Here is a 25,203-nt window from a genome sequence, read left to right on the forward strand (position 1 = left end):
AACGAATGAAATCCTTGCTATCCACAAGCGGATACCAAGGATTTCGGGACGTAGCTACATAAACGTCTTATTAATCATGATGGAGATAAGATAGAAGCAAAATAAGGAGAAGAGCCAGCAACCTATCCCCAAAACTCGTTTCTGCTTCTTCCAAAATTGAAATCCGATCGCCAATATCCCCACATTCACGAGCACTAACACAACGGACATGGATACGATGGCTATCCAATATAATACTTGAAATACAGCTGCGGTAGTCATGACGGTCGCTCCCATCTTCATAAATGCGTAACTCATCATTTCTTCATTCATCTTATACGATACCATCCGAAACTTGGAAAAGACAAGCATCAAAGCTTCTCATTCTACTCTAGTCTATTGAAATAAGGCTGAAGCCGTGGACAATCATACAAGAATAGCGAAAGTCCTGTGAGTATGTATAAGTATAATGACGAAAGGGGATGTGCGCATGGAAAGCAGACAACTGGCCAGCAAGTGGCTGAAGACCGAGGCGCTATTGTCGGATGCCCGCGCGGCCGCCCATATTCCGGCGACACGCATATATAATTCATCCAACCTGCACCAAATGCTGAATCAGTACGGCTTTGTCGTCATCAAGCCGGTCGTGGGCGGCGGCGGGGCGGGTGTCATTAAAGTGACAAAGGAAGGAGCGACCTACCGGCACACATACATGTCGCGTACCAAGTCTTTTAACGACTTTGACGCCTTGATGCGCTCGTTAGCTTCCGTAAAGAGAAAGCGAACGTATTTGATTCAACGCGGCATTCAGTTGGCGGCAGTCGGCGGCCGCCCTATCGATTATCGCGTCAAAGTTGTCAAGACGAACGGACAATGGGTATTTCGCTCCATGGTAGGAAGAGTGGCGCGGAAGGGGCTATTTGTGACGAACTTGTGCAAAGGCGGCTCGATGCTTACTGCGGCCCAGGGCATCGGGCGTTCGCTATCCGGACGTCAAGTGCGCTCGAAAAAAAGCGAAATGCGGCAGTTGACCCGGTTGTGCACAAGTATTTTGGAAGGCAAGTATCCGGGAATCGGACAGCTCGGGTTTGATTACGGCATCGATCGCTCGGGCCGAATTTGGATATTTGAAGTGAATACGCGTCCACAATAGCGGTGTTGTCAGGCAAATCTAGTTTGCTATTACTATATGATAGATTCCATTTGTTGTGCTAGGCTAATTGATTAAAGATTTTTATTATAGACACGCCAAAAAAGGGTGTGCATAAGCATATCCACATCATCCCCATTGGTATAAAACGATTTTCGACGGTTATCAACAATTTAACCACAATTTTTCCACAGTCGCCTGTGGATAATGGAAACGCTTGTTCTATTTTTTGCACCCGTGCTATGATGAGAACGGACAGGAAACATTTAGGAAAGGTTGTGATTGAGATGGCTTTGCTTTCCGACGAGCTGCTTATGGATTCCTATGAGCAAGCAATCCAGCTCCAATTGGACGATGAATTCATCGCTTTGCTGCTTAAGGAAATTCGAAGACGCCGCCTTCATCCGACCCTCTTCCAGAAGCCGGTACGCAGATAGAATGGCCGGAGCTTTGCCGTGACTTTACTCCCAAGCCATTCCATTGATATGCATCATGGTATGGCAATGCTCACAGTACACGATATGCAAGCATGTGTCGTTTGTAGAACCGTCTGCCTGCAATGTGAATTGAGCATCGGATCGGTCATCCGGTTGATAGGGAGCGTAAGGTCCCAAATAATCTTCCAGTTTGCCCCTGTCGATGGCTGGGTTCAAACAGTTCGAACATTGAAACGCAGGACTGATTATGCCGTTGCATAGTGGACAAACATGAAACAAGGGTATCCGCCTCCATTAAATAAAGATGTAGGAGTAGGATACCCTTTCTTTCGTTCTATCATGAAATTGGAATGCTCGTCTGCATCCTTTGTTACATCTTCATGTTGCTGCTGTGTCCCGGAGACAGCTTCGCTGTCGGATCAATGTACACTTTCGCGTTATTGATTGCCGTCGGCGCTTCACCGAAACCTACGGCGATAAGCTTCAGCTTGCCGGGATAGGTCGTCACGTCACCGGCTGCGAAGATGCCTGTAATATTCGTTTCCATACGGGAATCGACTACAATGGATCCGCCCTCAATCGTAAGGCCCCACTCAGAGATCGGGCCAAGGGATGATACGAAACCAAAGTTAACAATGACGGCATCGATATCGATGTCAAGCGATTCTTTCGTCTTCGTATCCGCAATCGTAACGCGTTCGATACGGCCGGCCTCGCCGTGAAGGTGCGTAATCTCTTTTGGTGTCAAGATTTGAACCTTGGAGTTCATCAATTGCTCTACGCTGTGCTCGTGCGCACGGAATTTGTCGCGACGGTGAATGAGCGTCACTTGCTCCGCAATCGGTTCAAGCATAAGCGCCCAGTCTACCGCAGAGTCGCCGCCGCCGCTGATGAGTACGCGCTGGCCTTTGAATTGCTGCAGGTCGCTGACAAAATAATGAAGATTCGACTTCTCGTACTGCCCCGCATTCGGCAAATCCAAGCGGCGAGGCTCGAAAGCGCCCACTCCGGCTGTAATAATGACCGCCTTCGCTTGATGCACTTCTTTATCTGTAGTTACTTCGAACAGTCGCTCGTCACGTTTCTCTACCCGCAGCACCTTCTCTTCCAAGCGCACATCGGGATGGAAATGGTCCATCTGCTGTTTTAATTGATTTACGAGCTCTTGCGCCGTTACTTTGGGGAAACCGGCAACGTCGTAAATGTATTTCTCCGGGTAAAGCGCAGCCAGTTGTCCGCCAAGCTGCGGCATGCTTTCGATTAGTCGAACGGAAGCTTGGCGCATGCCGCCGTAAAATGCGGCAAACATTCCGGCAGGGCCGCCCCCGATAATTAAAATATCTACTACATCTTGTTGCGATGCAAGTTGAGAATTCAAAACAGAGCACCTCCAATGGCGATGTCGACCATGTGATTATGGTCATTGTGTAATTAGGCACATCTATCATTATAAACCTAGTGGAGCAAGAAGGAAACTATCCTTTTCGAAAAATTCCCAGAATGTGCAAGCTAGAAAAAAATTTAAGTTAAACCGCTTACATTATGGGGAGTGGCTAAAAAGGTGCTTGTAATTTAGCTGGAAACTCGATATCATTGCATGTGAATTGTATACAAATTGTCGAGAATTTGTCGATGTTGGACAAATGGGTGACCATACACGCTTTATCTTAGCGTAAGCGGGTTGTTTTAAGGTAAATCGTTCATAATAACGTTGTGTTTGGTTGATGATTTGTATAACATCACATAGAGAGATATAGGCAAGCTATACTTTTTTTTGTGGAGTTTTTCACAACTGCGCAATGATTGATGGGGATAAACGGAGTATGAGGAACTAACTAGTTACTTAACCGAGAGGATAAGTACCGACACAAAATGAGTTACCCGATTGGAAGGAGCATATACGATGAGCAACATACCTAAAATCGTAATTCTGGGCGCAGGTTACGGTGGCATCATGGCAGCGCAACGTTTGCAAAAAGAATTGAACTATAATGAAGCGGACGTAACGTTAGTCAACAAGCATGACTATCATTACTTTACGACTCATTTGCATATGCCGGCTGCCGGAACGGACTCTTACGACAACGCTAGAGTGTCCATCTCGAAGCTAATCGATGAGTTCAAAATTGATTTCGTCAAATCGACCGTTAAAGAAATCCGAATTCAAGACAAGAAGGTCATTCTTGAAGACGGAACGCTGTCGTTTGACTATCTGGTTATCGGCCTTGGCGGAGAGCCGGAGACGTTCGGTATTCCAGGGCTTGGCGAGTATGCGTTCAGCATTCGCAGCATCAACTCCGTTCGCGTAATCCGTGAGCATATCGAGCATCAATTCGCCCTTTACAAGCAAGACGAATCCCGCAAGGATCGTCTGAACTTCGTCGTTGGCGGCGCGGGCTTTACGGGAATTGAATTCGTAGGCGAACTATCCGACCGTATTCCGCTGCTGTGCAAGCAGTTCGATGTGGATCCGCAGCTGGTCAACATTTACAATGTCGAAGCGGCGCCGACCGCCCTTCCAGGATTCGATCCGGAATTGGTAGAGTACGGCATGGATGTGTTGAAGAAGAAAGGCGTAGACTTCAAGCTTGCCACTGCGATTAAAGAGTGCACTCCAGAAGGCGTTATGCTTGCGACAGGCGAAGAAATCAAAGCGGCTACGGTCGTATGGACCGGCGGTATCCGCGGCAACCGTCTGATTGAACAAGCAGGCTTTGAAGCGATGCGCGGGCGTGTCAAGGTTGATGAGCATTTGCGCGCTCCGGGACATGACAATATCTTTATTATCGGCGATAACTCGCTGATGATTAATCCGGAGAACGAGCGTCCGTTCCCGCCGACGGCGCAAATGGCGATGCAGCAAGGTCCGGTGTGCGCAAGCAACATCGTGGCTTCGATTCGCAACCAACCGTTGAAAAAGTTCGAATACCACAACAAAGGTACGGTAGCTTCCTTGGGCAAAGGCGAAGCGATCGGCGTGGTCGGCAAGAAGAAGCTGAAAGGCTTCTGGGCAGCCCAGCTTAAGAAAGTGATCGACATCCGTTGGCTGTTCATCATCGGAGGCGTCTCGCTCGCGCTTCGCAAAGGGAAATTCTTCTAAGTCATGCGCCACTGCAGCGTGCAGGTACGAGGGCTATTGACGCGCGGCGAATTGGATCGCTACAATGCCCTGATGGATGTGGGCGGCTATTTGGAGCAGCAGAATCGGCACGATCTGGCCTATACGGTGCAAACAGAAGTCGATCTGCTCATTCAGCCGGCGATCGAACGGTTGAAGGAAAAAGGCCGCATGCGGGATCGCATGACGGCGGAATATTTAGCTTCCTTAGATGATGAAGAGGATTAATCAAGACGGTCAAGCCGTCGCCGCAGCTTATTGCGGCGACGGTTTTTTTTATTGTAAAGGAAATTTGAAATAAAAAATAATTATTAATAATGATTTAAAACATTTATTTTTTCTATATCATAATTCGTGCTATAGTGTACCAATCAGCTGATACACGAGCTCAAACCATCATTGTTCGATTAGAAATCAGGTAGGAAATACAATTCGGAGGTGGAAGCTTTTGCGTATCACGCCAAATGAAAGCGATATCAATATATCTGGCCGATTGGATCGCCTGCCGATTGGTTCGATTCATCGAAAGACGTTAATGGCGCTTGCGATTATTTATTTTTTTGAGTATGCGGATTTGAATACGTTCTCTTTCGTAGCTCCTGTATTGAAAAAAGAATGGGGGATGTCCGTCACTGAGATTGGTTGGATTACATCGAGTTCCTTTCTCGGGATGTTCATTGGTTCGGTATTTGGCGGATGGTTCGCGGATAAATTCGGAAGAAAACGGGCCATCATCATCATGACGTTATTTTTTTCGATATTTTCTATGAGTACGGCTCTGGCATGGAATCCTGTCATCCTCGGAATACTCCGTTTTTTTACAGGTGTGGGAGTATCGGCAGCGCTAATCAATTCGAGCACCTATATCAGCGAGTTTTTTCCCTCCGCTTCCCGCGGCAAATTCCAGGGTATCGCGCTTGTTATCGGATTATTGGGCATTCCGGTGACCGGATGGATTTCGACTTGCTTCATTTCTCTAGGACCCCACGGGTGGAGATATGTTTTCGTATGGGGCGGTATGGGGATACTCGGACTTTGGTTTCTGCGCAATATCCATGAAATACCACGCTGGTATTTATCTCGGGGGGAGAGTAAAAAAGCCGAGGAAATCATTCAGCGGGTCGAGGAAGAGGTGCGCCGCGAAAAAGGACAACTGCCCCCAATCGCGGACACTGCGATAAGACCGAAAACCGAGATGAAAACAAAGGCCTACAGCGAGTTGTTCAAAGGGAAATATCGCGGCAGAACGGCAATTTTGACCTTCGCCTGGATTTTTCAAACGCTGGGCTTTTACGGCTTCGGGTCTTGGGTTCCCACGCTGCTCGTGCAGAACGGGATTGTGCTCGATAAATCGCTGCTGTACAGCACTCTTATTACGATTGGGGCTCCGCTCGGCGCATTGCTGGGAGCTCTTATCTCCGACCGCTACGAACGGAAGTGGAATTTGATTGCCTCATCGCTCTTTATAGCCATTGCCGTGTTTTTGTATGGCATGACTGTAAATCCGGTGTTCCTTATCGCGTTCGGATTTTTAGTGAACATGATCGAGAGAACGTATTCCTCCAATTTATACACATATACGTCTGAATTGTATCCTACACATATTCGCGGATCAGGTTATGGACTTACGTACGGATTGGGGAGATTCTCCAATGTGCTTGGCCCGATGCTCATCAGCTTTATGCTGCTTGAGTTTGGAAGCTTCAGCGTATTCGCCTTAATTTCCCTCTGCTGGATCGGGTCGGCTGTCGCATTGAGCTTTGGTCCCAACACGAACAGGCGCAGCTTGGATGAATTAGAGAACGACGAGGATAGCGGCAGGCCGTTAGAGTTAACCCAACCGATACCCGCGATTGCTAAGAACGATTGAGCAAGAACGCAAGAAGAAGATATAAGGAGAGCCTGCGCGCTTGTCACTTTATCTTCTTCTTGGCGTTTCCAAGTCAATATGTTTGATGAAATCCACAAATTCCTTAATTAGATTTAAATAAAGCGACTCCTTCCTATAGATCATCCACGATTTCCGCTTTAATGGCTCACCATGCTTGGAAGTCAAATTAATTTTGTACAAATCCTCTTGACCGCCGAGCACGATGGTCGGCAATATGGCATATCCGAGTCCGTTCAACACCATTTCTTTTCCCGTCTCCATTTTGTCGACTTCCATGGCTACGTTAGGGGGCAGCGAATACCGTTCTTTCCACCACAGATCTATCGTATTTTGCAGGGAAGGCTCTGTTTTATAGTTGATTCTTGGCAGGTTGGGCAGGTCTTGAAGATGAATTTCGTGTTTGGAGACGATGCATATGTTCTCTTCCATCATTAAGTGTTTATCGTCCGGCCAATCATAATCTCCCCGAATCATTCCAATATGCACATGTTGGCTATACACGGAGGGAACGAGATCCGAGCTCCAGTCCGTCATGACCCTCACTTCCACGTCTGGATACTGTTCAAGAAATCGTTTCAGAATGGCAGGAAGGATATAAGTCGCAATATTGCTGGCTACCCCCAACCGAAGGATCCCCGTAACCTTGTTATCCATATTTCTCAGGTATTCTTTGGTTTGCCGCAATTGCAGCCGCATTTCTTTCGCGTATTTGACCAGATGCTCGCCCTGAGCCGTAAATTGAATTCCTCTTCTTCCACGGTTTACAATTTTTATCCCGAATTCTTTTTCCAACTGCTGTACCCGATAAGTTAATGCAGGTTGAGAAATGTAGAGCCGCTCCGCCGCCTTGGTAATGTTCTGTTCGTTGTGCAGAGTCTCCAGGATGATCCAATCTTTATCCTCCATCTTATAGCCCTCTCTTTAGATATTGAAAAAAATTATGGGAAACTATAAAAGATAAATATTTTATTTATTCCAAATACAGTAATACACTGAAACTAAAAAGTCAATTATTCACTGTGGTTACAGACAAGGAGTGAATGTCAATGTATGGATTCGGACAAGTGGCAAAAATACCAGCTGTGATGATGCGAGGGGGGACAAGCAAAGGGCTCATCCTGCGCAAGTGCGACCTCCCGTCAGATACCGTGCTGCGGGATCAAATCATTTTGCGCATGTTTGGAAGCCCGGACAGCAGCCAGATCGATGGGTTGGGCGGGGGGACCAGCCTCACAAGCAAGCTTGCGCTCATCGGGCCCCCTACAACACCGGATGCGCACATCGATTACACCTTCGGTCAAGTCAGTCTCGAAAAAAATGTGATTGATTATAAAGTAACTTGCGGAAATTTGACAGCGGCGGTCGGACTTTATGCTGCGGAGGAAGGTTATGTACCGTTAATTGAGCCGATAACGGAAGTGCGCATTAACAATACCAACATCGATAAAATCATTATCGCCGAAATTCCGGTAGAGAATGGCGCAATTAAATATGAAGGCAATTTTTCGATTGCCGGCGTTCCCGGCGTATCATCCAAAATCATGCTGGACTTTCTCGATTCGGGCGGCACATTTACGAAAAGGACGCTGCCGTCAGGCAATACCGTCGATACGGTGCAAATTAAAGATGGCAGACGTTTTGAGATCAGTATAGTTGACTGCGTCAATACCATTGTATTTGTAAGAGCGCAAGATGTGGGTGTAATAGGTACGGAGCTTCAGTCAGCCATTAACAGCAATGCGGAGCTGTTGGATACTTTGGAGCAGATTCGCGTCGAGGGCGGAATTCTGTCTGGACTGATCCAGCCGGAAGAACAGGTCGGACCGGCGACGCATTCACTCCCCAAAATCGTCATTCTTGCGCAGCCGGCCGATTATGTCACGGTGGCGAATCAAACGGTTCGATCGGAGGACATCGATATTTTTTCGCGCTATATCTCCATGGGGGCGCTGCACAAAGCGCACGCCGTCGGCGGAGCTATGGCATTGGCAGCCGCTTGCCAAATACCGGGGACGATTCCCAATCGATTGACATTGTCCTCAGGCTCCGCTGTGCGCATAGGACATCCCTCAGGCACGATGTATGCGGAGGCTGCCGTCGCAAGGAGAGAAACGGATTGGCATGTGACCCGTGCGGCTTGCGGCAGAACCGCCAGAAGATTAATGGAAGGAGATGCATATATTCCGGCGTCGGTGCTGGAAGCTCATTGCTGAGCGGCCTTTTTGCGATGGCTGCATGGCTGGATGTCTGATGGGCATGCCGGACGAGAGAACGGAAAATGGCGCAAAAAAACCGGGCCGCCCTTGCGGGCTTCCCGGTCTCTGCTCTCGCCGCGCCGTGCGGTACGAAAAAGAGCTACAATTTCATCATGTCGTTCAGCTTGTCCGGTGTGAGCAGATTCCCGACGTAGAAGGATCCGAATTCACCGTAACGCGCGCTGACTTCATCGAAGCGCATTTCATAGATCAGCTTTTTGAACTGCAGCGCATCATCGCTGAAGAGGGTTACGCCCCATTCCCAATCGTCCAAGCCTACGGAGCCGGAAATGATCTGCTTCACTTTGCCCGCGTAGCTGCGGCCAATCATGCCGTGGCTGCGCATCATCGCGCGGCGATCCTCCATCGACAGCATGTACCAATTATCCGTTAAATCCCGCTTCTTGTTCATCGGGTAGAAGCAAATGTGCCTGCTCTTCGGCAAAATCGGCTTAAGCCGGGCGATGACTTCCGGATTGTCCATCGGATCTTCCGTGGATCCCGGCTTCGCCAAGTAATTGCTCAGTTCGACAATGCTAACATAAGAATAGGCAGGGGTCGTGTACTGGGCAAAGGACGTTTTGTTCAATTCATTTTCCAACTCGACCAGTTCTTCCAACGTTTCACGCAGATGGAAAATGACGAAGTCGGCTTTTTGGCCGACGATGCTGTATACGGCCGTGCTGCCTTTTTTGTCGTTCTCTGTCTGAGTCCAATTGGACCACAGCGCCTGCAATTCTTCAAGCGCATGAGCGCGCTCTTCATCGTCAGCCTTCTTCCACTGCGTCCAGTTGATCGTGCGGAAATCGTGGAGCGCATACCAACCGTCTAGCGTTAATGCCGCTTCATTCATGTCGTTATCCTCCGTTATTTGAAGTGTGTGTTTAAAAAAGATTGTAATCACAACCGGAATTATTAGCCATACTCAAAGCCATTGTAGCTTATTTGTTATCATATGAGCAACTTTGGCGTGACAAATGTCACTGAATGTTCGTTGATTTTTCACAAGTGTGCAAGTACACTAAGACTATTCAGGGAATTAGCGAATTATGGATAATGAAGTGATGAAAAAATAGATTTGCAGATGGGTACAGGGGGATGATTGCAGACATGATGGGCTGGATTATGGTCATCATTTTGATGGTGCTCTTCTTTGTCATGATGTTCGGTATCGGTTTCATTCTCAATATGCTGATGAAGACGACATGGTTTCCGATCGGCTTCTATATTGTGATTGTGCTGCCGGCTACCGTTATTATGTTGTGGAAGCAGGATTATACCTTTTTCGGAAATATCGCGAGCTTCGGAGTGGTTGATTATTTAACGGCGGCGGCCGGGTTGGCCGGAGCGTATATTAGCGGGAAGACGATTCATTTCTTGCGTAAGAGCGGATATCAGATGTTCTGAATAACAGAGTGAGCGCAAGCGGAAGCAGATGCATTTTGACAAAGAGGATTGCGATCGCATAAAATGAACATGATTGCATCAATCAGGTGCAATGCGAATCTGAATGAAAGGGCAAGGTACACAACGCGATGGACAATTAATCCGAACTGCAGCGAATCATTTTGACAGCATTATGAAATTCAAAATGTACGTTCAGAGAGGATAGATCTGCCCATTTAGCAGGTTGTATCGGCCGTTATATAAGCATGCAGAACCATTGAGAAGACGAATGGCACACCTTCAGGGGGACTTGAAGCCGCCGGCGCCCCATTATTCATTCATGGACGATGGATAGGGACCGAGCTGCCTATCGGCATCCTGCGCGTCAGCGGAAGATGCTCGCTTCGGCGTCCGGCAATGAGGTGTTTCCACGCCTCTATTGTGCTGTTTCTGCAAGCTTGCTGCCGTGAACGCTATCCTCTCTGGGTCAACCAGGGAGGTTTTTTTATGAATGAAAGCTATGCAACGAAGACGCTGGAGGTATCCGGCCGTCTTGTAATGGAGGCCTGCCAGCTTGCCGCCTATGTCGGCGATCGCCGCTTGTTCCAATTGCAGGACCCGCTGCGCATTTATGCGGGGGAGCGTATCGGGCTAATTGGAGCAAACGGAGTCGGAAAGACTACGCTCCTGCGAATAATGGCCGGGATGATCGAGCCGGACGCAGGCTATGTGAAAAGCAATGTATCGTCTTCCTTCGTGCCGCAGCTCGACGACGTGCGGGAAGAAGAGGCGGAAGAAGCGACGCTCAGCGGCGGCGAACAGACGAAGCGCCGCCTGAACGAAGCGATGAATGGCGGAGCGGAGCTGTTGCTGCTTGACGAGCCGACAAGCCATCTGGATGTCGAGGGCTTGGAGTGGCTGGAGGAACGCCTCATCGACTATACGCGGAACGGGACGCTGCTCTTCATTTCCCACGATCGGACGCTTCTGAACCGGGTCGCTACGCGAATATGGGAAATGGAAAATGGAGCGGTTCATATGTATAGCGGCGGCTATGAGGATTACCGCAGAGAGAAGGAGCGGCTGCGGACCGAGCGGCAGCGCGCTTACGAGAATTATGTGGCGGAGCGGCAGCGGCTTCAAGAGGCGATTGCGGAGAAGAAGGCACACGCCCGGAAAGTCGGAAAGCCCAGGTCCAAGAAAGGACTGACAAGCAAAGAGATTCGCTCGGCCCGTCCGCATTTTAACCGCAAACAATCGAAGGTCGAGAAGACGGTCAAAGCGATGGAGAAACGGTTGGAGCAGCTGAAGGTCGTCGAGCAGCCGTTCGAGCTTGCGCCGGTGCTGTTCGATGCGAATTGCCATGCTCCGCTGCGCAGCAAAAGCGCGGTTGAAGCGCAGCAGCTTCAGCTTCGCGTTGAGGAGCGTGAATTGGTGCGGGACGGGGCCTTTCGCGTACGGCCGCAAATGCGCGTAGCGCTTGTCGGGCCGAATGGAGCGGGCAAGACCACGCTGCTTCGCCGCTTGATGGAAGCGTACGAAGCCCGCGGGCACGGAACGGAGCCGCAAACGGAGACGGAAGCCGGGGTAATCCGTTACGCGCCAAGCGCCCGCATCGCCTATTTTGATCAGAAGCTGTATGCTTTGAACTTGCAAGAGAGCGTGCTTGATAATGTCCTGAAGTCGAGCGCATATGATCAAACCTCTGTGCGCACGGTGCTGGCCCGGCTTCGGCTGCGCCGGGACGACGCCTTAAAGCCGGTATGGCAATTGAGCGGCGGCGAGAAGGTAAAGACACAGCTGGCCAAAATGTTCATGAGCGAAGCGAACGTGCTGTTATTGGATGAGCCGACGAACTATTTGGATATCGACACACGCGAGGAGCTGGAGCGGGTGCTGCAGGCGTATCCAGGCACGCTTATCTTTGCCACGCATGACCGCGCGTTGATGGATCGGACGGCCACGCATGCCATCGTGTTCAACAATGGTCAAATGGACTGGCTGACGATCGAAGCGCTGCGCGAGAGGTTGCGGCTGAATGCGGACGGCGCACGCAGTCCGGCGTCTGCTTCCACAGGGGACGTTCCAGCGGACAGCGCCCCGTCATTGTGTGCGGAAGAGCGCATGAAGCTGGATCTGGAATGGGCGGATCTGTTAGCCCGATTGTCGTCTCCGCGCAAGAATGACAAGGCCGAAGAGCTGGAGCGGCGATATGCGGAGCTGCTGGAGCTGCGACGCCGGTTATAACGCAATCTGATCAGGTACCATGGCCTGTTTCTTTGCCGTGCAGATAGCCAATTCAAGAGCCGGAACCGTCCGCAGTTACCACGATTTTGTCGGACGGGCCGGCTCTTTTTATGATACAATAGGAAAACATGATCAGTTCGGGAGGACAAGGAGAGAATACGATGCGGATGTCAAATATGCACCATTTTACGGAACACCATCGGTATGTGACTTACCGGGAATTCAGCTTGAGCGAGTTGGATCTGAAGATGCTTTCCCATGTGTATCAGCCGATGGTCGGAGCATTCGCAATCGGGATGTATCATCTTCTGAATCAGCACGTTGCTGCCGATCGGACCGGGTACTCTGGCATCGACGCGCAGCGGCGTCTGTTTATGCTGCTCGGATTGGAGCCGAGCGAGAAGGGAAGAACGTATTTTGTAGAGCAGACCTCGAAGCTGGAAGCGGTCGGACTGCTGCAGACCTCGCGCGTCATGCTGCCGGATATGGACGAATGCATGTACGAGTATGAGCTGCAGCCTCCTCTGTCGCCCAATGAGTTTTTTGAGACGCAGCATTTGACGCTGCTGTTGCGGGATAAGGTGGGGAAGTATGCCGTTCTTTCGTTAAGGGAGCAGTTCTGCACAAGCGAGCCGTTCGATCTCGCCGCATGGGATGCGCATAGGGAAGATATATCCGTACCTTTTTACGAGTTGTTTCGTTTAAATACGCAAGTGATTGATTTTGAGCTGGAACAAGCGCTGCAGGAAGTTGCACCGAGCCGTTCCGCGCAGTCCTCCCGGTTCGCCCAGAAGACGGATGCGCAGGACTTGAATTATGCAGACATTATTATCCGGTTCCCGAAGCAGTCGTTGAACCGCAAGTTCGTTGAGCAACTGCGCTATGATAAGGAAGGAATGGGCATGATCAATTACGTCGTGCGCAAATTCGATCTTACGCTCCAGGAGACGTGCCGTCTGTTGGATGAGGATGGGGTATTCACCGCGGAAGGTTCCATTGCGCTCGAAGAGATGCAGCATCGCGCCCACCTGCATTTCCGCCAAAATAAGCGGCGCAGTGAATGGCGGGAGCGGGAACAGAGCCGGATTGAACAGAGCTCGCAGCCTGAGGAAGCGAACGAACAGGAAGTGGCGGTGCAGATGGAGTTCTATGTCGAGGTTCCGCCTCAATTCCGCGATAAGTGCGATGTCCACCAATACAATATGATGCTTCGCAATACGCCGTATACGGGACTGCTTGAGAAATTCTTCCCGGGCGCCGTGCCGGATTCATTCCTTGATATGTTTACCAAAATGGACTTGAATTATAAGATGCCGGACGAAGTGATTAATGTCCTTATTCATTACTTGATGACGATGCTCGTTCAAGGAGCGGAACAGCGGTTGAACCGGAATTTTGTCGAGGCGATCGTGTCGAACATGCTCGTGAAGCAAGTCGGCACTTACGAGCAGGCGGTTATGTATATTCGCCAGCAAGCTCAAGTGAATGACGGAGACCGATCCAGGACAGGCGGTTCTGAAGCCGCGAAATCGCCGCGTTCGCGCAGCCGGTACAATAAGACGGCCAAGCCGGCGATTCCGGTCGTTCAGCGCACGGGAAGCGGCGGCGCCAAGTTAACGCCCGAGGAGCTGCAGCGCGCACGGGACTTGGCGCGGCGGTTGGATGAAGGACGAGTATAGATCGAGCAGATGCATGGATATAAGAGTGTGGAGGTGCAGCGAATGGAATCTATCGGGGACATATTGAAGCAGCTTCCGGTTAGCAGCCGGAGAGCGCAAGCAGAACAGAAAATGACGGAGCTGTTGAATGACCCGCTCATCGTTCAATTCCGAACGAAATATCCCGAGCTGGATGACCGCAGCCTTCGCATCAATTTGAATAAATTGTACCAGTACGTTACGGAATATCGGCGCTGCATGCAATGTCCGGGCTTAGAGAACTGCCCGAATGACTTCCGCGGACATTATACGAAGCTGAGTGCCGAGACGGTGAACGGCCATGCGCTCGTCTATGATCGCAAAGTGCCGTGCAAGAAGCTTATTTCCTTTGAGCGGCAGCAATCCATTCAGAATCGCGTACGTTCCTTCTATGTGGATGAAACGGCGTTGAAGCAGGGATATTCAGCGTCGGAAATTTTGGAGAACGATATTGAGCGCAGCGACGCAGTCTTAACCATTATCGAATATATCGAGCATACGAAGAAACAAGGCTTGCACCCGCAGGGGCTCTATTTGGTCGGTCCATTCGGCACGGGCAAGACGTTTCTGATGAGCTACGTCTTATATGAACTGGCGCGCGCCGATTGTACAGGTGTTATTGTATATATGCCGGAGTTCGTGGAAGAGCTGAAATCGATGTTCCAGGAGCCGCAGAGATTGCGCGACACGATCGAGATGATGAAGGAGACGGATTTGCTCGTTTTTGACGATATCGGGGCGGAGAACATCACGCCGTGGGTCCGCGATCACGTTCTTGGTTCCATCTTGAATTACCGGATGAACCGCAAGCCGACCTTCTATACGTCAAACTACGATCTGGACGCGTTATTGAAGCATTTCAGCTATACGCGCGAGGGCGAGGATATTCACAAAGCCGAGCGGTTGATGAATCGCATCCGTCCGTTCGTAAACGTAGTTCAAGTGGATGGCAGGAATAAGCGGGGCAGTATGGATACGTAATGACAATATTTGCATACTCACTTTGTTGCAAAAAAATTACATTCCTCATGTATAATGTAAAGGCAGTATGTTTTTTGCACAGGGAGGAATAATTGTGAATTCAAAATTTTTACGCAAGCAAATGATTTGCGGCTTGATGGCTGCGCTGATGGTCGGCGCGTGGGCGTTGCCCGCTTCCGCTCAGACAGCGGCAGCTTCCGATGCGGCAGGCACAGCCGTTACGAGCGAGGTTAACGGGACGGCGGAAGAGGAGCAAGCGACTGCCGACATCGAGGTGCCAACAGTTACGGACCAACCGGACGTTGTGAAGGAGCCGGAAATCCGTCTGGATCTGACTGCAAAAACCGTCTTTTACCGTGGTATCGGCCAAGAGTCTATCGGGTCGCTGGGAGCACAGACGGTATACGTAGAACGGACAGAAACGGACGCGAAGGGGCAGAAGTGGGGCCAAGTGCATACGTGGCTCGGGTACGTGTGGATTCGTCTGTAGAGAAATAAAGTGCCATGCAGTATCGGCAAGCTATACGAATAAAAGTCCGGCCGCTATATAGCGGACCGGACTTTGTTCGCGTTGGGCTTATGTCAGCGAAGACAAGCCGCCCTTCGGGCTTACGGAACGGTGAATGAGCGTTACGAGATAATGAACTTTACAATCACCATACCAAAAAAGACGACGAACATAAATCCGGTCATGGCGCCGAACCCGAAAATCAAATCTGAAAAATCGTTGCGTGGCTCTTCATTCACATGCTGGCGCGGGTCGATGCTTCTTGCTTCCATTGCGGGTCCTCCCATCTGTCGTGTCTCAATGCCATGATTTACGTCACAGCATAGACAGGTATTTTAACCCAATTATCCGCTTATAGTATATCGAACTGCAGCAGGACTGTAAAGAGCGGGCCTTTCTTATCGTGTGACAAAGTGGAAACAAAAATCCCGGTCAATTTCACATAAAACAGCGAACTGTGGTATACTTTACATGTTGACTCAGATTGCAAAGCTTTTCACCATAAAGGAGGAACCTTATTATGGCTATCGTTAATGTATCCGACCAGACGTTCAAGACTGAAGTTGAAGGTCAACAAGGCGTTGTATTGGTCGATTTCTGGGCGCCTTGGTGCGGTCCTTGTAAAATGTTGGCTCCTATCTTGGACGAATTGGACGGCGAAATCAGCGGCCAAGCGACAATTGCAAAAGTAAACGTGGATGAGAATCCAGAATCCGCATCCCGCTTTGGCGTTATGAGCATCCCTACCATCATCGTATTCAAAGATGGCGAGGCTGTAGATAAAGTGGTTGGCGTAAACTCCAAGGATGCGCTGAAGAACTTGGTTGGCAAGCATCAATAATGAACGGCAATACGGAAGGACAGCCCGTGCGGTTGGTTTCCGTACATAATTGCAAAGCACTGGCGCTAGCCAGCCTTATGCTGTCAAGCCTTCCCATTCGGGAGGGCTTTTTCTTCTGCGTCAGCTCGTATACAATAGAGAAGGAAAATAACGATAGAGGGGGGGAGGACGATGAACGACGATGATATGAATCACTCCAATTGGCGTGCCGAGCGCTGGAAAGAACGCTGGAATGAACGCTATGCTCCGGAAGAGGAGATGGAAATGACACCGGAAGAGCTTGCCGAACGGGGACAATCGTTAGAGCGCATTCACAACAAGCTTGCGCTGCTGCCGGATCAGCCGGGTTGTTATTTGATGAAGAACCGGGAAGGCACGATCATTTACGTCGGCAAGGCGAAGGTGTTGAAGAACCGGGTCCGGTCCTATTTCTCCGGCAGCCATGACGGCAAGACGCAGCGCTTGGTATCTGAAATACGCGACTTTGAATATATCGTCACTTCCAGCAACATGGAAGCTCTCATATTGGAATGCAACCTGATTAAGAAGCATCATCCGCGTTACAATGTGTTGCTGAAAGACGACAAGACGTTTCCATATATAAAAATTACGAATGAGCGCCATCCCCGGCTTGAAGTGACTCGGCGCGTGTTGAAGGACAAGGCCAAATATTTCGGACCTTATCCGAACGGCTTCGCCGCCCAACAAACGAAGAAGCTGCTTGACCGCTTGTATCCGCTGCGCAAATGCGGCACAATGCCGGACCGGGTGTGCTTGTATTACCATATTGGCCAATGCTTGGCGCCGTGTGAGTACGAGGTGACCGAATCCGAGTACGAGAATATGGTGCAGGAGATCTCCAAGTTTCTGGGAGGCGGGCATGAAGAAATCAAGAAGGAGTTGCGCCGCAAAATGGAAGAAGCTGCAGAGGAGCTGCAGTTCGAGCGCGCAAAAGAGTTCCGTGATCAATTGATGTCCATTGAAGCCATAATGGAGAAGCAAAATATTAACACGGCTGATCAACTGGATCGGGACGTGTTCGGTTTTGCCGTAGACAAAGGCTGGATGTGCGTTCAGATTTTATACGTCCGCCAAGGCAAAATGATTGAGCGACATGCGACTAAATTTCCATTTTACGGCGAAGCGTACGACGATTTCATGTCCTTCGTTACGCAGTATTACAGCGAAAACCCGGCGCTCCCAAGAGAAATACTGCTTCAAGATCCCGAAGCGATCCGGCTGGAGGAGTCCGTGGATGAAGCGGGGCCGGCGGAAGCCCCGTTGTCGGCGTCTGACGCCCAAGAGTCGGAGGAAAATAAAGCGGGCGCCGAAGCTTTGCAGGAATGGTTGAAGGTAAAGGTTCACATTCCGAAGCGGGGATTGAAGAAGCAAATGATCGCAATGGCGATGGAAAATGCCCGCGTCACGCTGGATGAGAAATTCAAGCTGCTTGAACGCAGCGAGGAACGGACGCTGCGGGCAGCCGAACGTCTCGGCGCTGCGCTCGGCATTGGCTCGGCAAGCCGAATCGAAGCGTTCGACAACTCGAACATTCAAGGGGCGGATCCGGTGTCCGCGATGGTTGTCTTTATCGACGGCAAGCCGGCCAAAAAGGAATACCGCAAGTATAAGGTGCGTACGGTTCAGGGCCCGGACGACTACGAGACGATGCGTGAAGTCATTCGGAGACGATATGAACGGGTGTTGAAGGAGCAGCTCGAAATGCCTGATATGATCGTGGTGGACGGAGGCAGAGGACAGATGTCAGCCGCGTTGGACGTGCTTGAGAACGAGCTGGGCTTGGCCATTCCGGTATGCGGCTTGGTGAAGGACAACAAGCATAAGACGGCGCAATTGATGGCGGGCGATCCGCCGGAGGTGGTGCCGCTTGGACGCGACAGCCAAGAATTTTATTTGCTGCAGCGCATCCAGGAAGAAGTGCACCGCTTTGCCATAACGTTCCACCGTGAACGCAGGGCGAAATCGATGGTCACCTCTGCGCTTGATTCCATTCCAGGCATCGGCGAGAAACGACGGAAGATGCTGCTCAAGCATTTTGGCTCCTTGAAGAAAATACGGGAGGCTGCGGTCGAGGATTTCCGTCAGGTCGGGATCGGCGAGAAGCTGGCGCGGACCATACTGGTCTCTCTGCGGGATGAGGCGGCGCAATCGGCACAATCTGCCACGGACGATGACACGTACCAACAACAGAGCAGTGAATAAGTGAACAAAGCAGCTTTGACGGGTCTTCCTGCAAAGCTGCTTTTTGATTTGGATGGATTTCTGATTCGGGAGAAGGTTCTGATGGATAGACAATGAAAGATTAGGAATATAGACCGGCAATATGGAGAATGATATGATGTTCACAAAAGTGTGTCAGCCCAAAATCACTTCGTCAGGAACTGGTTTTGAACCAAAAAAAGGGTGTGTTTTCGTGTATTTTGATCGCGAGACAATAAGGAATAAGCTACAATCGCAAATAAAAACAAATGGACATCTTATTGGCGTAGCGTCTGGAGCGGGCATTACGGCAAAATATGCGGTAAAGGGCGGAGCGGATTTCATTTTAGCCTTAAATTCAGGTCGTTTTAGACAGATGGGATTGAGCTCGCTTGGAGGATTGCTACCATTTGCTAACAGCAACGAACTGGTTATGGAATTTGGCTCCAGAGAGATTATTCCTATCGTAAGAGACGTTCCGGTCATCTTTGGACTCTGTGCGACCGATCCAACCATTAACTTAGAAGAATATATAGATTCCATTCGTGAAAAGGGCTTCTCTGGAATAAATAACTATCCAACCGTAGGATTAATGAGCGGACAATTTGGTGAGGCTTTGAAGGAAGAGGGGAATTGCTTTGAGAGAGAAGTTGACGCGATCAGAATGGCGAATGAGAAAGGCCTGTTTTCGATTGCTTTCGTGTTTGACCAAGACCAGGCGCGTAATATGGTTGCTGCCGGAGCGGATATCATTTGCGCCCATTTAGGATTTACAAAGGGCGGAATTTTAGGGGCGAAAAAAGTTTTATCCCTAAAAGCAGCTGCAGAAATGGCGAGAGATATTTTTGCTGCCTGTGATGAAATGAACCCCGATGTCATGAAAATGATCTACGGCGGTCCGGTAAATACACCTTCTGATGTGAAGTATATGTATGATAATACAAAAGCTGTAGGGTATTTGGGCGGTTCTTCATTTGAACGAATCCCTTCCGAAGCAGCGATTACGAAAACGGCTATCGATTTCAAGGAGGTTGGACTTACTGAACAAGACAAGCTCCTTCATAAAATGCTTGAGGGTGTGACCAAGCACTATGATTATGTTCAATTCGTCAAAGAGTATGTAGCTGCGAATTACATGAATGAGATTTCTTTTGCAGAACTGGCTCTGGTAGCTCATATTTCAAGGACGTATTTAAGTTATTTGTTCAAAAAAGAAGTTGGATGTACGTTTCCTGAATATGTAACGAGGTTTCGAATCAATCAAGCAACGGAGTTAATGAAGCAGAATCATATCGAGTTATCTGAAGTTTCCGCACTTGTGGGATATAACGACTACGCTCATTTTAGTAAAACGTTCAAGAAACAAACGGGGCTTTCCCCGCGAGAGTATCAACGACAGTACAAAAACACATAAACACCATACAAATCTACATGAATCATTACACCTAAATCTCTATACTTGAATTGTAAGCCGGCTTAGTAGTCCTTCATACTCCCACTTTTACGAGGAGGTCGTTATATTGAAAACAGTTGCGATAGTCGGAACATTTGACTCCAAAGGAAAAGAATTTTCTTTTGTGAAGGATATTCTGCAAGGTCTTGGGCTGAATACGCTTACCATCCACAGCGGAGTATTTGAGCCCATGTTTGTCCCGGATATTTCGAATGAGGAAGTAGCCAAGGAGGCACATGCAGATATTCGTGAAATCGCCTCCAAAAAAGACAGATCTTTAGCAACGGAAATTCTTGCAAAAGGTATGGAAAAACTAATTCCGAGACTTTATGCAGAAGGAAAATTTGATGGAATCATCTCGTTTGGCGGCAGCGGCGGCACATCCATTGTCACGCCAGGAATGAGAGCGCTGCCAATAGGCGTGCCGAAAGTTATGGTATCTACCGTCGCTTCCGGGAACGTCTCGCAGTATGTAGGGACTAGCGATATTATGATGTATCCATCTATCGTTGATGTATCAGGGTTAAACTCGATTTCAACGAAAATCTTTACGAATGCGGCCCTTGCCATTGCAGGCATGGTGAAATATGAGGTCGATCATAAAGTTGAAAAAAAACCGCTGATAGCCGCTACAATGTTTGGACTTACAACACCTTGCGTCAACCAGGCCAGGGAGTACTTGGAGGAGCATGGGTATGAAGTGATCGTGTTCCATGCCACAGGCACTGGCGGCAAAACGATGGAAAGATTAATTGAGTCCAATTACTTCGATGGCGTGTTGGATCTAACCACAACAGAATGGTGTGACGAACTGGCAGGCGGTGTGTTGAATGCAGGACCGCATCGGCTCGAAGCAGCCGGGCGCTCTGGTGTGCCTCAAGTTGTATCGACAGGGGCATTGGATATGGTCAACTTCGGGCCGTTTGACACGGTGCCGGAGAAATTCAAGGACAGAACTTTTTACAAGCATAACCCGACCGTGACGTTAATGAGAACGACGGTTCAAGAAAACAAAGAGTTAGGCAAGATTATATCCGAAAAACTAAATAAAACGACCTCTCCAACCGCATTAATGCTGCCTTTAAAGGGCGTTTCCGGGCTGGATGTGGAAGGACAGCCTTTCTATGGAGCAGAAGAGGATCGCGCCTTATTTGATACGCTCAGAAATAATATTGACCGAAACGCCGTAGAGCTCATCGAACTGGACTATGACATCAATGATAAACATTTTGCTTTAGCAGCAGCTAAAAAGCTTATTGAATTGATGCAGAAATAGAGAATTGAGGAGGAAGCAAAATGAAACAAACTCGTCAAGAAATCATAAACCAATTGAAAGAACAAGTAGCTAAAGGCGAAATGATTTTAGGAGCCGGAGCAGGTACGGGGATTTCTGCAAAAAGCGGTGAAGCGGGCGGAGTGGATTTAATTATTATTTACAACTCGGGAAGATATAGAATGGCTGGCCGAGGATCGCTTGCAGGATTATTGCCTTATGGGGATGCCAACCAAATCGTTGTAGACATGGGAGCGGAAGTATTGCCGGTTGTGAAGCATACTCCAGTGCTTGCCGGCGTATGCGGTACAGACCCCTTCAGAATGATGGATGTTTTCTTGAAGCAGTTAAAAGAACAAGGGTTTGCAGGCGTGCAAAATTTCCCGACCGTTGGCTTGATTGATGGTGTATTTAGAGCGAACCTTGAAGAAACCGGGATGGGCTATGATTTAGAGGTTGATATGATTCGGAAAGCACACGAGCTTGATTTGCTTACTACCCCATATGTATTTGACGAAGAGCAAGCTATTAAAATGGCTAAAGCGGGTGCGGATATTTTGGTAGCGCACATGGGCTTGACAACAAAAGGGACAATTGGCGCGAAAACCGCATTGACGCTTGAGGATTGCGCTAAGCGCATACAAGCCATTACCGATGCGGGCAAATCTGTAAATCCACATATTATGGTCATTTGTCATGGCGGTCCGATTGCGGATCCGGAAGATGCTCAATATATTTTCGAAAACACAACTGGCGTGGATGGATTCTTCGGCGCTTCAAGCATTGAACGATTTGCCGCAGAGGTTGGTATTAGACAGCAAGCAGAAGCATTCAAACATGTTAAATTAAAATCGTAGAATCCCTGCTAGATAGAGCAAAGCAGCTTTGAGGAGATCTTCCTGCAAAGCTGCTTTTTTAGTGATCTTCCCTTGTATATCATTGAACCACGAATAAAGAAAACTTATCCATTAACTGGATCTCTGAAGTCAGTAATCAATATGCTGTTGCCAAAGTTTTCAGTAGGTCTTATTGCACTAAACTGTGCTTTTCCTGATTTGAAAAGGTAATTTTCGGCAACATTCCATGTCCAAATTTCTCCTTGTTTGTTAGGAGGGATTTCTACTTTAAAGGTATCTTCGTAAGTCACAGTCTCTCCCCATTCTTTGTTGACGGACGCTTTAAAAAACTTGTTGAAATCAGCGCCGACTGATATTGATGTTTTACCGGTAGAAGATCTTGTAATTTTACGATCCCATTTAAAAGTTTTATTAGATCTATTCTCAGTATAATTAACCTTATAGTCGTAATTGAATGTACCCTGATATCCAACGTATGTATAATCTGAAGCGAATGCAAAATTTTGTATATCATTTGTTTTTCTCATGCCGTTTTGTTCCATGTATTTTTGTGCTTTAACAGGATCGCTAATATAAATTACAGGGATTGTTCTGCCTTGTTCACTGGTAATGTATTCGATCTTATCTGGTTGAATGAAACTCTCTGTCACTTCGCTAGCGTAAGCGTTGTTGTTTGAAAAAACAGTGCTCATGCTAAAAAGAAGAGTGGTTGAAATAGATAGTAATACCATTTTTTTAAACATATTCAATACCTCCTAATAAATGTAATGTCTCAACTCTATCATAATTTGGAATAATATGCTATACTTTTTGCAAGGAATCTCAAATAAGGGGGGTAATTGTATTTTTAAGTGCGGAATTGGCTTGCTTTATGGAGCCTTGACTCATCTTTTGCTGGCTATGTTTTGGGATGACTATATGTTTGTAGAGAAGCTTAAGGTGAAGGGAAATGCAATAGAACATACTTTTAGCAATATAAACGAGAATTTCTGGATTCTGTTCTATAGTGAATTAACTCTAGCTCTGGTTTTAATAGTCTTTTCCTTTATCATAAAAAAAGAGCCGAAATAATTATTGCTGCGTGTGCGGACATCGCTCTTGCTTGGTTTGATTAACCGCACACGTCTTCGATTTATTCTTTTTACTGCACGGAGGACATGGCGTTTTTGCTCTGGTGAAGATAGCGGATTCCATATACGATGACGGCAGGCAGGGTCAAATATACCGCGCCAAGCGTCAAACCGGAGACGGTTCCCTCCAACAAATAAGACATGCTCATCAGTAAATTATCCAGCATGAGGTGAGCGAACAGCGCCGTCCAGAATCCGTGCCTCAGCATGATGTACAAGAACATCATGCCCATAATCAACAGCTCGACCGGCCGGGAGTAGAACGGGAATATCGGATAAGTGACATGTCCGAAGGCCCAGATGAGCGTAGGGATAAGGCCGGCAATCCATGGACTGCTCACCCAGCGCTTCAATAATCCCGTGCCGAACCAGCGATAGACGCCTTCTTCCGAGATAGCAGCCATCCAAGCAAGCAAAGGATATAACGCCGGCAACCTCAAGTTAAGCGGAGATTGAGACGCATCCGTCGTCGACCATGCGCCGAATCCGGTCTCCAAGGCGGTGAAGATAAACGTCTGCACTCCAAGCAAGAGCCCCGCATATACCGTGCCGAGCCAGAAGGCTCGGGGCAGCACCGCACCGAATTCCGGACTGCTCCAGGTCGGCATCAAGCGCCGATGCACAGTCTGATCCCAGAAACGTTTGCCTCCCAGTAAGGAAAAATAAAGCACGATTCCCTGTATCACTGTAATTCCGCCCTGAACAATCAAAGCGTATTCCATACGGATCTGTGCGGCAGGCACCTCGAATTGAAGCGAGATGAGGCCAGGCAGCAGGTTCCAAATATGAAGCAGGGAAATACCGCACGAGACGATGGACAACGCGATTATCGTACCGGAGCGGAAGCGGACAAGCTTGCGATAACGAATGCACGCGACGAGCGCGAAAATGCTGAGCAGAAATGACATCCACGTATAACCGAACTTGTAAATGGACGAAGCGGTGGCTGTCTGCCGCAGCTCCTCGGTCTTATAGCTTAGCGGGACTTCCCATACGGGTGTGGCTGTGACAACGTCGTTGTTATGAAAGTGCACGACGAAGTCAAGCGCTGCGTCCCCGACTTTGGCTTTGGGCACCGTAAAGTGCATTACCTCCTTGTTGTTCAATCTTTCCTCACGTAATGTCAATTCGGAGGCTGACCAGCCCAATTGGGCTATAGTCTGTTCCGCAGCCGCGCGATAGTCAACCGTACGTGCGGAGACGGAGTCATCTGCGGCAGCTGCCGGGCTTCCGGTGAAATGGAAGCCGATAATCTGGCCGTTCATCATATTGACATCGACGCTCAACACAGCGGGTCGGTCCCCGCGCATGACTGATAGCAGCACTTGATACTTGTCATATGGGGCCTTGCGGCTCCAGGGCTGGAAGGCTTCCGCCAAGCGTTCCTTGCTGATATATCCGGCCAGCGTAGAATCCGTCTGGTACACGACGGTCGGGTCAACGCTCCGGAGCGACACGTCTGTTCGCCAAGACTGCTGCTTCATGAATTGCACCGCCTTGTCAGCCGCCTCCCCCTTCGTAATTATCGAGAGCTGAGCCCTATCCTGCCGGCTCTCAACATGCAGCAAGGGAATAATAACCTGCACGGCGAGAAACACTATAAACCCAACAATGGAAGCAATAAGCAAAGGCTTGGTTATGTGATAGGAAGGTGCGGACTTATTATGAGCATCACGGTGTGCTTGATGAGTCAAGGGCATCTTTTTTCCTCCATTTAGTCGTATGTACAACTTCCTTTATTATTGTATCCACTTCATTTGTGTAAAGTCCAGCAGAGGAA

General features: G+C 48.8%; 23 protein-coding genes. 16 read left to right on the forward strand and 7 right to left on the reverse strand.

Annotated features, from left to right (window positions below; all coding sequences use genetic code 11):
* Positions 1-54: 54 nt before the first annotated feature.
* Positions 55-312 (reverse strand): hypothetical protein, encoded by a 258-nt coding sequence (locus JSQ80_RS17110; RefSeq protein ID WP_240463701.1) that lies wholly within the window; start codon positions 310-312, stop codon positions 55-57.
* 157 nt (positions 313-469) lie between these two features.
* On the opposite strand from JSQ80_RS17110, the gene JSQ80_RS17115 reads away from it, so the two are divergent.
* Both JSQ80_RS17115 and sda read left to right on the forward strand, forming a co-directional pair.
* Positions 470-1,132 carry a YheC/YheD family protein gene (locus tag JSQ80_RS17115; RefSeq protein ID WP_087435958.1) on the forward strand — a complete coding sequence of 221 codons (663 nt, stop codon included), beginning with the start codon at positions 470-472 and terminating at the stop codon, positions 1,130-1,132.
* Positions 1,133-1,416: 284 nt separating this feature from the next.
* Positions 1,417-1,566, forward strand: coding sequence for a sporulation histidine kinase inhibitor Sda (gene sda / locus JSQ80_RS17120; RefSeq protein ID WP_087435959.1), 150 nt, complete (start codon positions 1,417-1,419; stop codon positions 1,564-1,566).
* Positions 1,567-1,936: 370 nt separating this feature from the next.
* Here the strand turns inward: sda and JSQ80_RS17125 are convergent, their stop codons facing one another.
* Positions 1,937-2,944 carry an NAD(P)/FAD-dependent oxidoreductase gene (locus tag JSQ80_RS17125; protein WP_206096106.1) on the reverse strand — a complete coding sequence of 336 codons (1,008 nt, stop codon included), beginning with the start codon at positions 2,942-2,944 and terminating at the stop codon, positions 1,937-1,939.
* Between the two features lie 525 nt (positions 2,945-3,469).
* On the opposite strand from JSQ80_RS17125, the gene JSQ80_RS17130 reads away from it, so the two are divergent.
* The 3 genes from JSQ80_RS17130 (at position 3,470) to JSQ80_RS17140 (ending at position 6,554) form a co-directional block, all read left to right on the forward strand.
* On the forward strand, positions 3,470-4,666 hold the full coding sequence (locus JSQ80_RS17130) for an NAD(P)/FAD-dependent oxidoreductase (protein ID WP_087435961.1): 1,197 nt from the start codon (positions 3,470-3,472) through the stop codon (positions 4,664-4,666).
* A 3-nt stretch (positions 4,667-4,669) separates the two neighbouring features.
* Positions 4,670-4,912, forward strand: a complete 243-nt coding sequence (locus JSQ80_RS17135; protein WP_087435962.1) for a hypothetical protein — start codon at positions 4,670-4,672, stop codon at positions 4,910-4,912.
* Between the two features lie 220 nt (positions 4,913-5,132).
* On the forward strand, positions 5,133-6,554 hold the full coding sequence (locus JSQ80_RS17140) for an MFS transporter (RefSeq protein ID WP_206096107.1): 1,422 nt from the start codon (positions 5,133-5,135) through the stop codon (positions 6,552-6,554).
* Between the two features lie 48 nt (positions 6,555-6,602).
* Here the strand turns inward: JSQ80_RS17140 and JSQ80_RS17145 are convergent, their stop codons facing one another.
* Positions 6,603-7,481, reverse strand: a complete 879-nt coding sequence (locus JSQ80_RS17145) for a LysR family transcriptional regulator (RefSeq protein WP_206096108.1) — start codon at positions 7,479-7,481, stop codon at positions 6,603-6,605.
* A 140-nt stretch (positions 7,482-7,621) separates the two neighbouring features.
* On the opposite strand from JSQ80_RS17145, the gene JSQ80_RS17150 reads away from it, so the two are divergent.
* Positions 7,622-8,788, forward strand: coding sequence for a 2-methylaconitate cis-trans isomerase PrpF family protein (locus JSQ80_RS17150; protein ID WP_206096109.1), 1,167 nt, complete (start codon positions 7,622-7,624; stop codon positions 8,786-8,788).
* 142 nt (positions 8,789-8,930) lie between these two features.
* Here the strand turns inward: JSQ80_RS17150 and hemQ are convergent, their stop codons facing one another.
* The gene (hemQ, locus tag JSQ80_RS17155; RefSeq protein ID WP_087435966.1) at positions 8,931-9,683 is read right to left on the reverse strand and encodes a hydrogen peroxide-dependent heme synthase; all 753 of its coding nucleotides are present in this window, start codon (positions 9,681-9,683) and stop codon (positions 8,931-8,933) included.
* 260 nt (positions 9,684-9,943) lie between these two features.
* Between hemQ and JSQ80_RS17160 the strand changes: the two genes are divergently transcribed.
* The 5 genes from JSQ80_RS17160 to JSQ80_RS17180 all read left to right on the forward strand — a co-directional run bounded on the left by JSQ80_RS17160 (position 9,944) and on the right by JSQ80_RS17180 (position 15,631).
* The gene (locus JSQ80_RS17160) at positions 9,944-10,237 is read left to right on the forward strand and encodes a YuiB family protein (protein WP_087436126.1); all 294 of its coding nucleotides are present in this window, start codon (positions 9,944-9,946) and stop codon (positions 10,235-10,237) included.
* Between the two features lie 486 nt (positions 10,238-10,723).
* Positions 10,724-12,463, forward strand: coding sequence for a ribosomal protection-like ABC-F family protein (abc-f, locus tag JSQ80_RS17165; protein WP_206096110.1), 1,740 nt, complete (start codon positions 10,724-10,726; stop codon positions 12,461-12,463).
* A gap of 161 nt (positions 12,464-12,624) precedes the next feature.
* Positions 12,625-14,142: a replication initiation and membrane attachment family protein gene (locus JSQ80_RS17170; protein WP_206096111.1), complete on the forward strand. Its 1,518-nt coding sequence runs from the start codon at positions 12,625-12,627 to the stop codon at positions 14,140-14,142.
* A 42-nt stretch (positions 14,143-14,184) separates the two neighbouring features.
* Positions 14,185-15,141, forward strand: coding sequence for a primosomal protein DnaI (gene dnaI, locus JSQ80_RS17175; protein WP_087435969.1), 957 nt, complete (start codon positions 14,185-14,187; stop codon positions 15,139-15,141).
* A 94-nt stretch (positions 15,142-15,235) separates the two neighbouring features.
* On the forward strand, positions 15,236-15,631 hold the full coding sequence (locus JSQ80_RS17180; protein ID WP_087435970.1) for a hypothetical protein: 396 nt from the start codon (positions 15,236-15,238) through the stop codon (positions 15,629-15,631).
* Between the two features lie 140 nt (positions 15,632-15,771).
* Here the strand turns inward: JSQ80_RS17180 and JSQ80_RS17185 are convergent, their stop codons facing one another.
* Positions 15,772-15,921 carry a YqzM family protein gene (locus tag JSQ80_RS17185; protein ID WP_206096112.1) on the reverse strand — a complete coding sequence of 50 codons (150 nt, stop codon included), beginning with the start codon at positions 15,919-15,921 and terminating at the stop codon, positions 15,772-15,774.
* A gap of 248 nt (positions 15,922-16,169) precedes the next feature.
* Here JSQ80_RS17185 and trxA point away from each other — a divergent pair, with 248 nt between their 5' ends.
* The 5 genes from trxA to JSQ80_RS17210 all read left to right on the forward strand — a co-directional run bounded on the left by trxA (position 16,170) and on the right by JSQ80_RS17210 (position 22,293).
* Positions 16,170-16,490 carry a thioredoxin gene (gene trxA, locus JSQ80_RS17190; RefSeq protein WP_087435972.1) on the forward strand — a complete coding sequence of 107 codons (321 nt, stop codon included), beginning with the start codon at positions 16,170-16,172 and terminating at the stop codon, positions 16,488-16,490.
* Positions 16,491-16,661: 171 nt separating this feature from the next.
* Entirely contained in the window at positions 16,662-18,713 is a 2,052-nt protein-coding gene (uvrC, locus tag JSQ80_RS17195; protein ID WP_272491140.1) for an excinuclease ABC subunit UvrC, read from the forward strand.
* 211 nt (positions 18,714-18,924) lie between these two features.
* Positions 18,925-20,124: a phosphoenolpyruvate hydrolase family protein gene (locus JSQ80_RS17200; RefSeq protein WP_206097643.1), complete on the forward strand. Its 1,200-nt coding sequence runs from the start codon at positions 18,925-18,927 to the stop codon at positions 20,122-20,124.
* Positions 20,125-20,230: 106 nt separating this feature from the next.
* Positions 20,231-21,439 (forward strand): Tm-1-like ATP-binding domain-containing protein, encoded by a 1,209-nt coding sequence (locus JSQ80_RS17205; protein WP_206096113.1) that lies wholly within the window; start codon positions 20,231-20,233, stop codon positions 21,437-21,439.
* 20 nt (positions 21,440-21,459) lie between these two features.
* The gene (locus JSQ80_RS17210) at positions 21,460-22,293 is read left to right on the forward strand and encodes a phosphoenolpyruvate hydrolase family protein (RefSeq protein ID WP_206096114.1); all 834 of its coding nucleotides are present in this window, start codon (positions 21,460-21,462) and stop codon (positions 22,291-22,293) included.
* Between the two features lie 104 nt (positions 22,294-22,397).
* On the opposite strand, the gene JSQ80_RS17215 is transcribed toward JSQ80_RS17210, so the two are convergent.
* Positions 22,398-23,036, reverse strand: a complete 639-nt coding sequence (locus tag JSQ80_RS17215; RefSeq protein ID WP_206096115.1) for a hypothetical protein — start codon at positions 23,034-23,036, stop codon at positions 22,398-22,400.
* 398 nt (positions 23,037-23,434) lie between these two features.
* Positions 23,435-25,123, reverse strand: a complete 1,689-nt coding sequence (locus JSQ80_RS17220; RefSeq protein WP_206096116.1) for a CPBP family intramembrane glutamic endopeptidase — start codon at positions 25,121-25,123, stop codon at positions 23,435-23,437.
* Positions 25,124-25,203: the final 80 nt, after the last annotated feature.

Origin of the sequence: Paenibacillus apiarius, from assembly GCF_017052585.1 — a bacterium.
GTDB lineage: Bacteria > Bacillota > Bacilli > Paenibacillales > Paenibacillaceae > Paenibacillus_B > Paenibacillus_B apiarius.

Coding starts and splice junctions, on each gene's coding strand:
- uvrC (WP_272491140.1), top strand. CDS start 16,662: ATGAACGACGATGATATGAATCACTCCAATTGGCGTGCCGAGCGCTGG.
- JSQ80_RS17220 (WP_206096116.1), bottom strand. CDS start 25,123: ATGCCCTTGACTCATCAAGCACACCGTGATGCTCATAATAAGTCCGCA.
- sda (WP_087435959.1), top strand. CDS start 1,417: ATGGCTTTGCTTTCCGACGAGCTGCTTATGGATTCCTATGAGCAAGCA.
- JSQ80_RS17110 (WP_240463701.1), bottom strand. CDS start 312: ATGAATGAAGAAATGATGAGTTACGCATTTATGAAGATGGGAGCGACC.
- JSQ80_RS17135 (WP_087435962.1), top strand. CDS start 4,670: ATGCGCCACTGCAGCGTGCAGGTACGAGGGCTATTGACGCGCGGCGAA.
- JSQ80_RS17170 (WP_206096111.1), top strand. CDS start 12,625: ATGCGGATGTCAAATATGCACCATTTTACGGAACACCATCGGTATGTG.
- JSQ80_RS17185 (WP_206096112.1), bottom strand. CDS start 15,921: ATGGAAGCAAGAAGCATCGACCCGCGCCAGCATGTGAATGAAGAGCCA.
- hemQ (WP_087435966.1), bottom strand. CDS start 9,683: ATGAATGAAGCGGCATTAACGCTAGACGGTTGGTATGCGCTCCACGAT.
- JSQ80_RS17150 (WP_206096109.1), top strand. CDS start 7,622: ATGTATGGATTCGGACAAGTGGCAAAAATACCAGCTGTGATGATGCGA.
- JSQ80_RS17130 (WP_087435961.1), top strand. CDS start 3,470: ATGAGCAACATACCTAAAATCGTAATTCTGGGCGCAGGTTACGGTGGC.
- JSQ80_RS17115 (WP_087435958.1), top strand. CDS start 470: ATGGAAAGCAGACAACTGGCCAGCAAGTGGCTGAAGACCGAGGCGCTA.
- JSQ80_RS17145 (WP_206096108.1), bottom strand. CDS start 7,481: ATGGAGGATAAAGATTGGATCATCCTGGAGACTCTGCACAACGAACAG.
- JSQ80_RS17210 (WP_206096114.1), top strand. CDS start 21,460: ATGAAACAAACTCGTCAAGAAATCATAAACCAATTGAAAGAACAAGTA.
- dnaI (WP_087435969.1), top strand. CDS start 14,185: ATGGAATCTATCGGGGACATATTGAAGCAGCTTCCGGTTAGCAGCCGG.
- JSQ80_RS17215 (WP_206096115.1), bottom strand. CDS start 23,036: ATGTTTAAAAAAATGGTATTACTATCTATTTCAACCACTCTTCTTTTT.
- trxA (WP_087435972.1), top strand. CDS start 16,170: ATGGCTATCGTTAATGTATCCGACCAGACGTTCAAGACTGAAGTTGAA.
- JSQ80_RS17160 (WP_087436126.1), top strand. CDS start 9,944: ATGGGCTGGATTATGGTCATCATTTTGATGGTGCTCTTCTTTGTCATG.
- abc-f (WP_206096110.1), top strand. CDS start 10,724: ATGAATGAAAGCTATGCAACGAAGACGCTGGAGGTATCCGGCCGTCTT.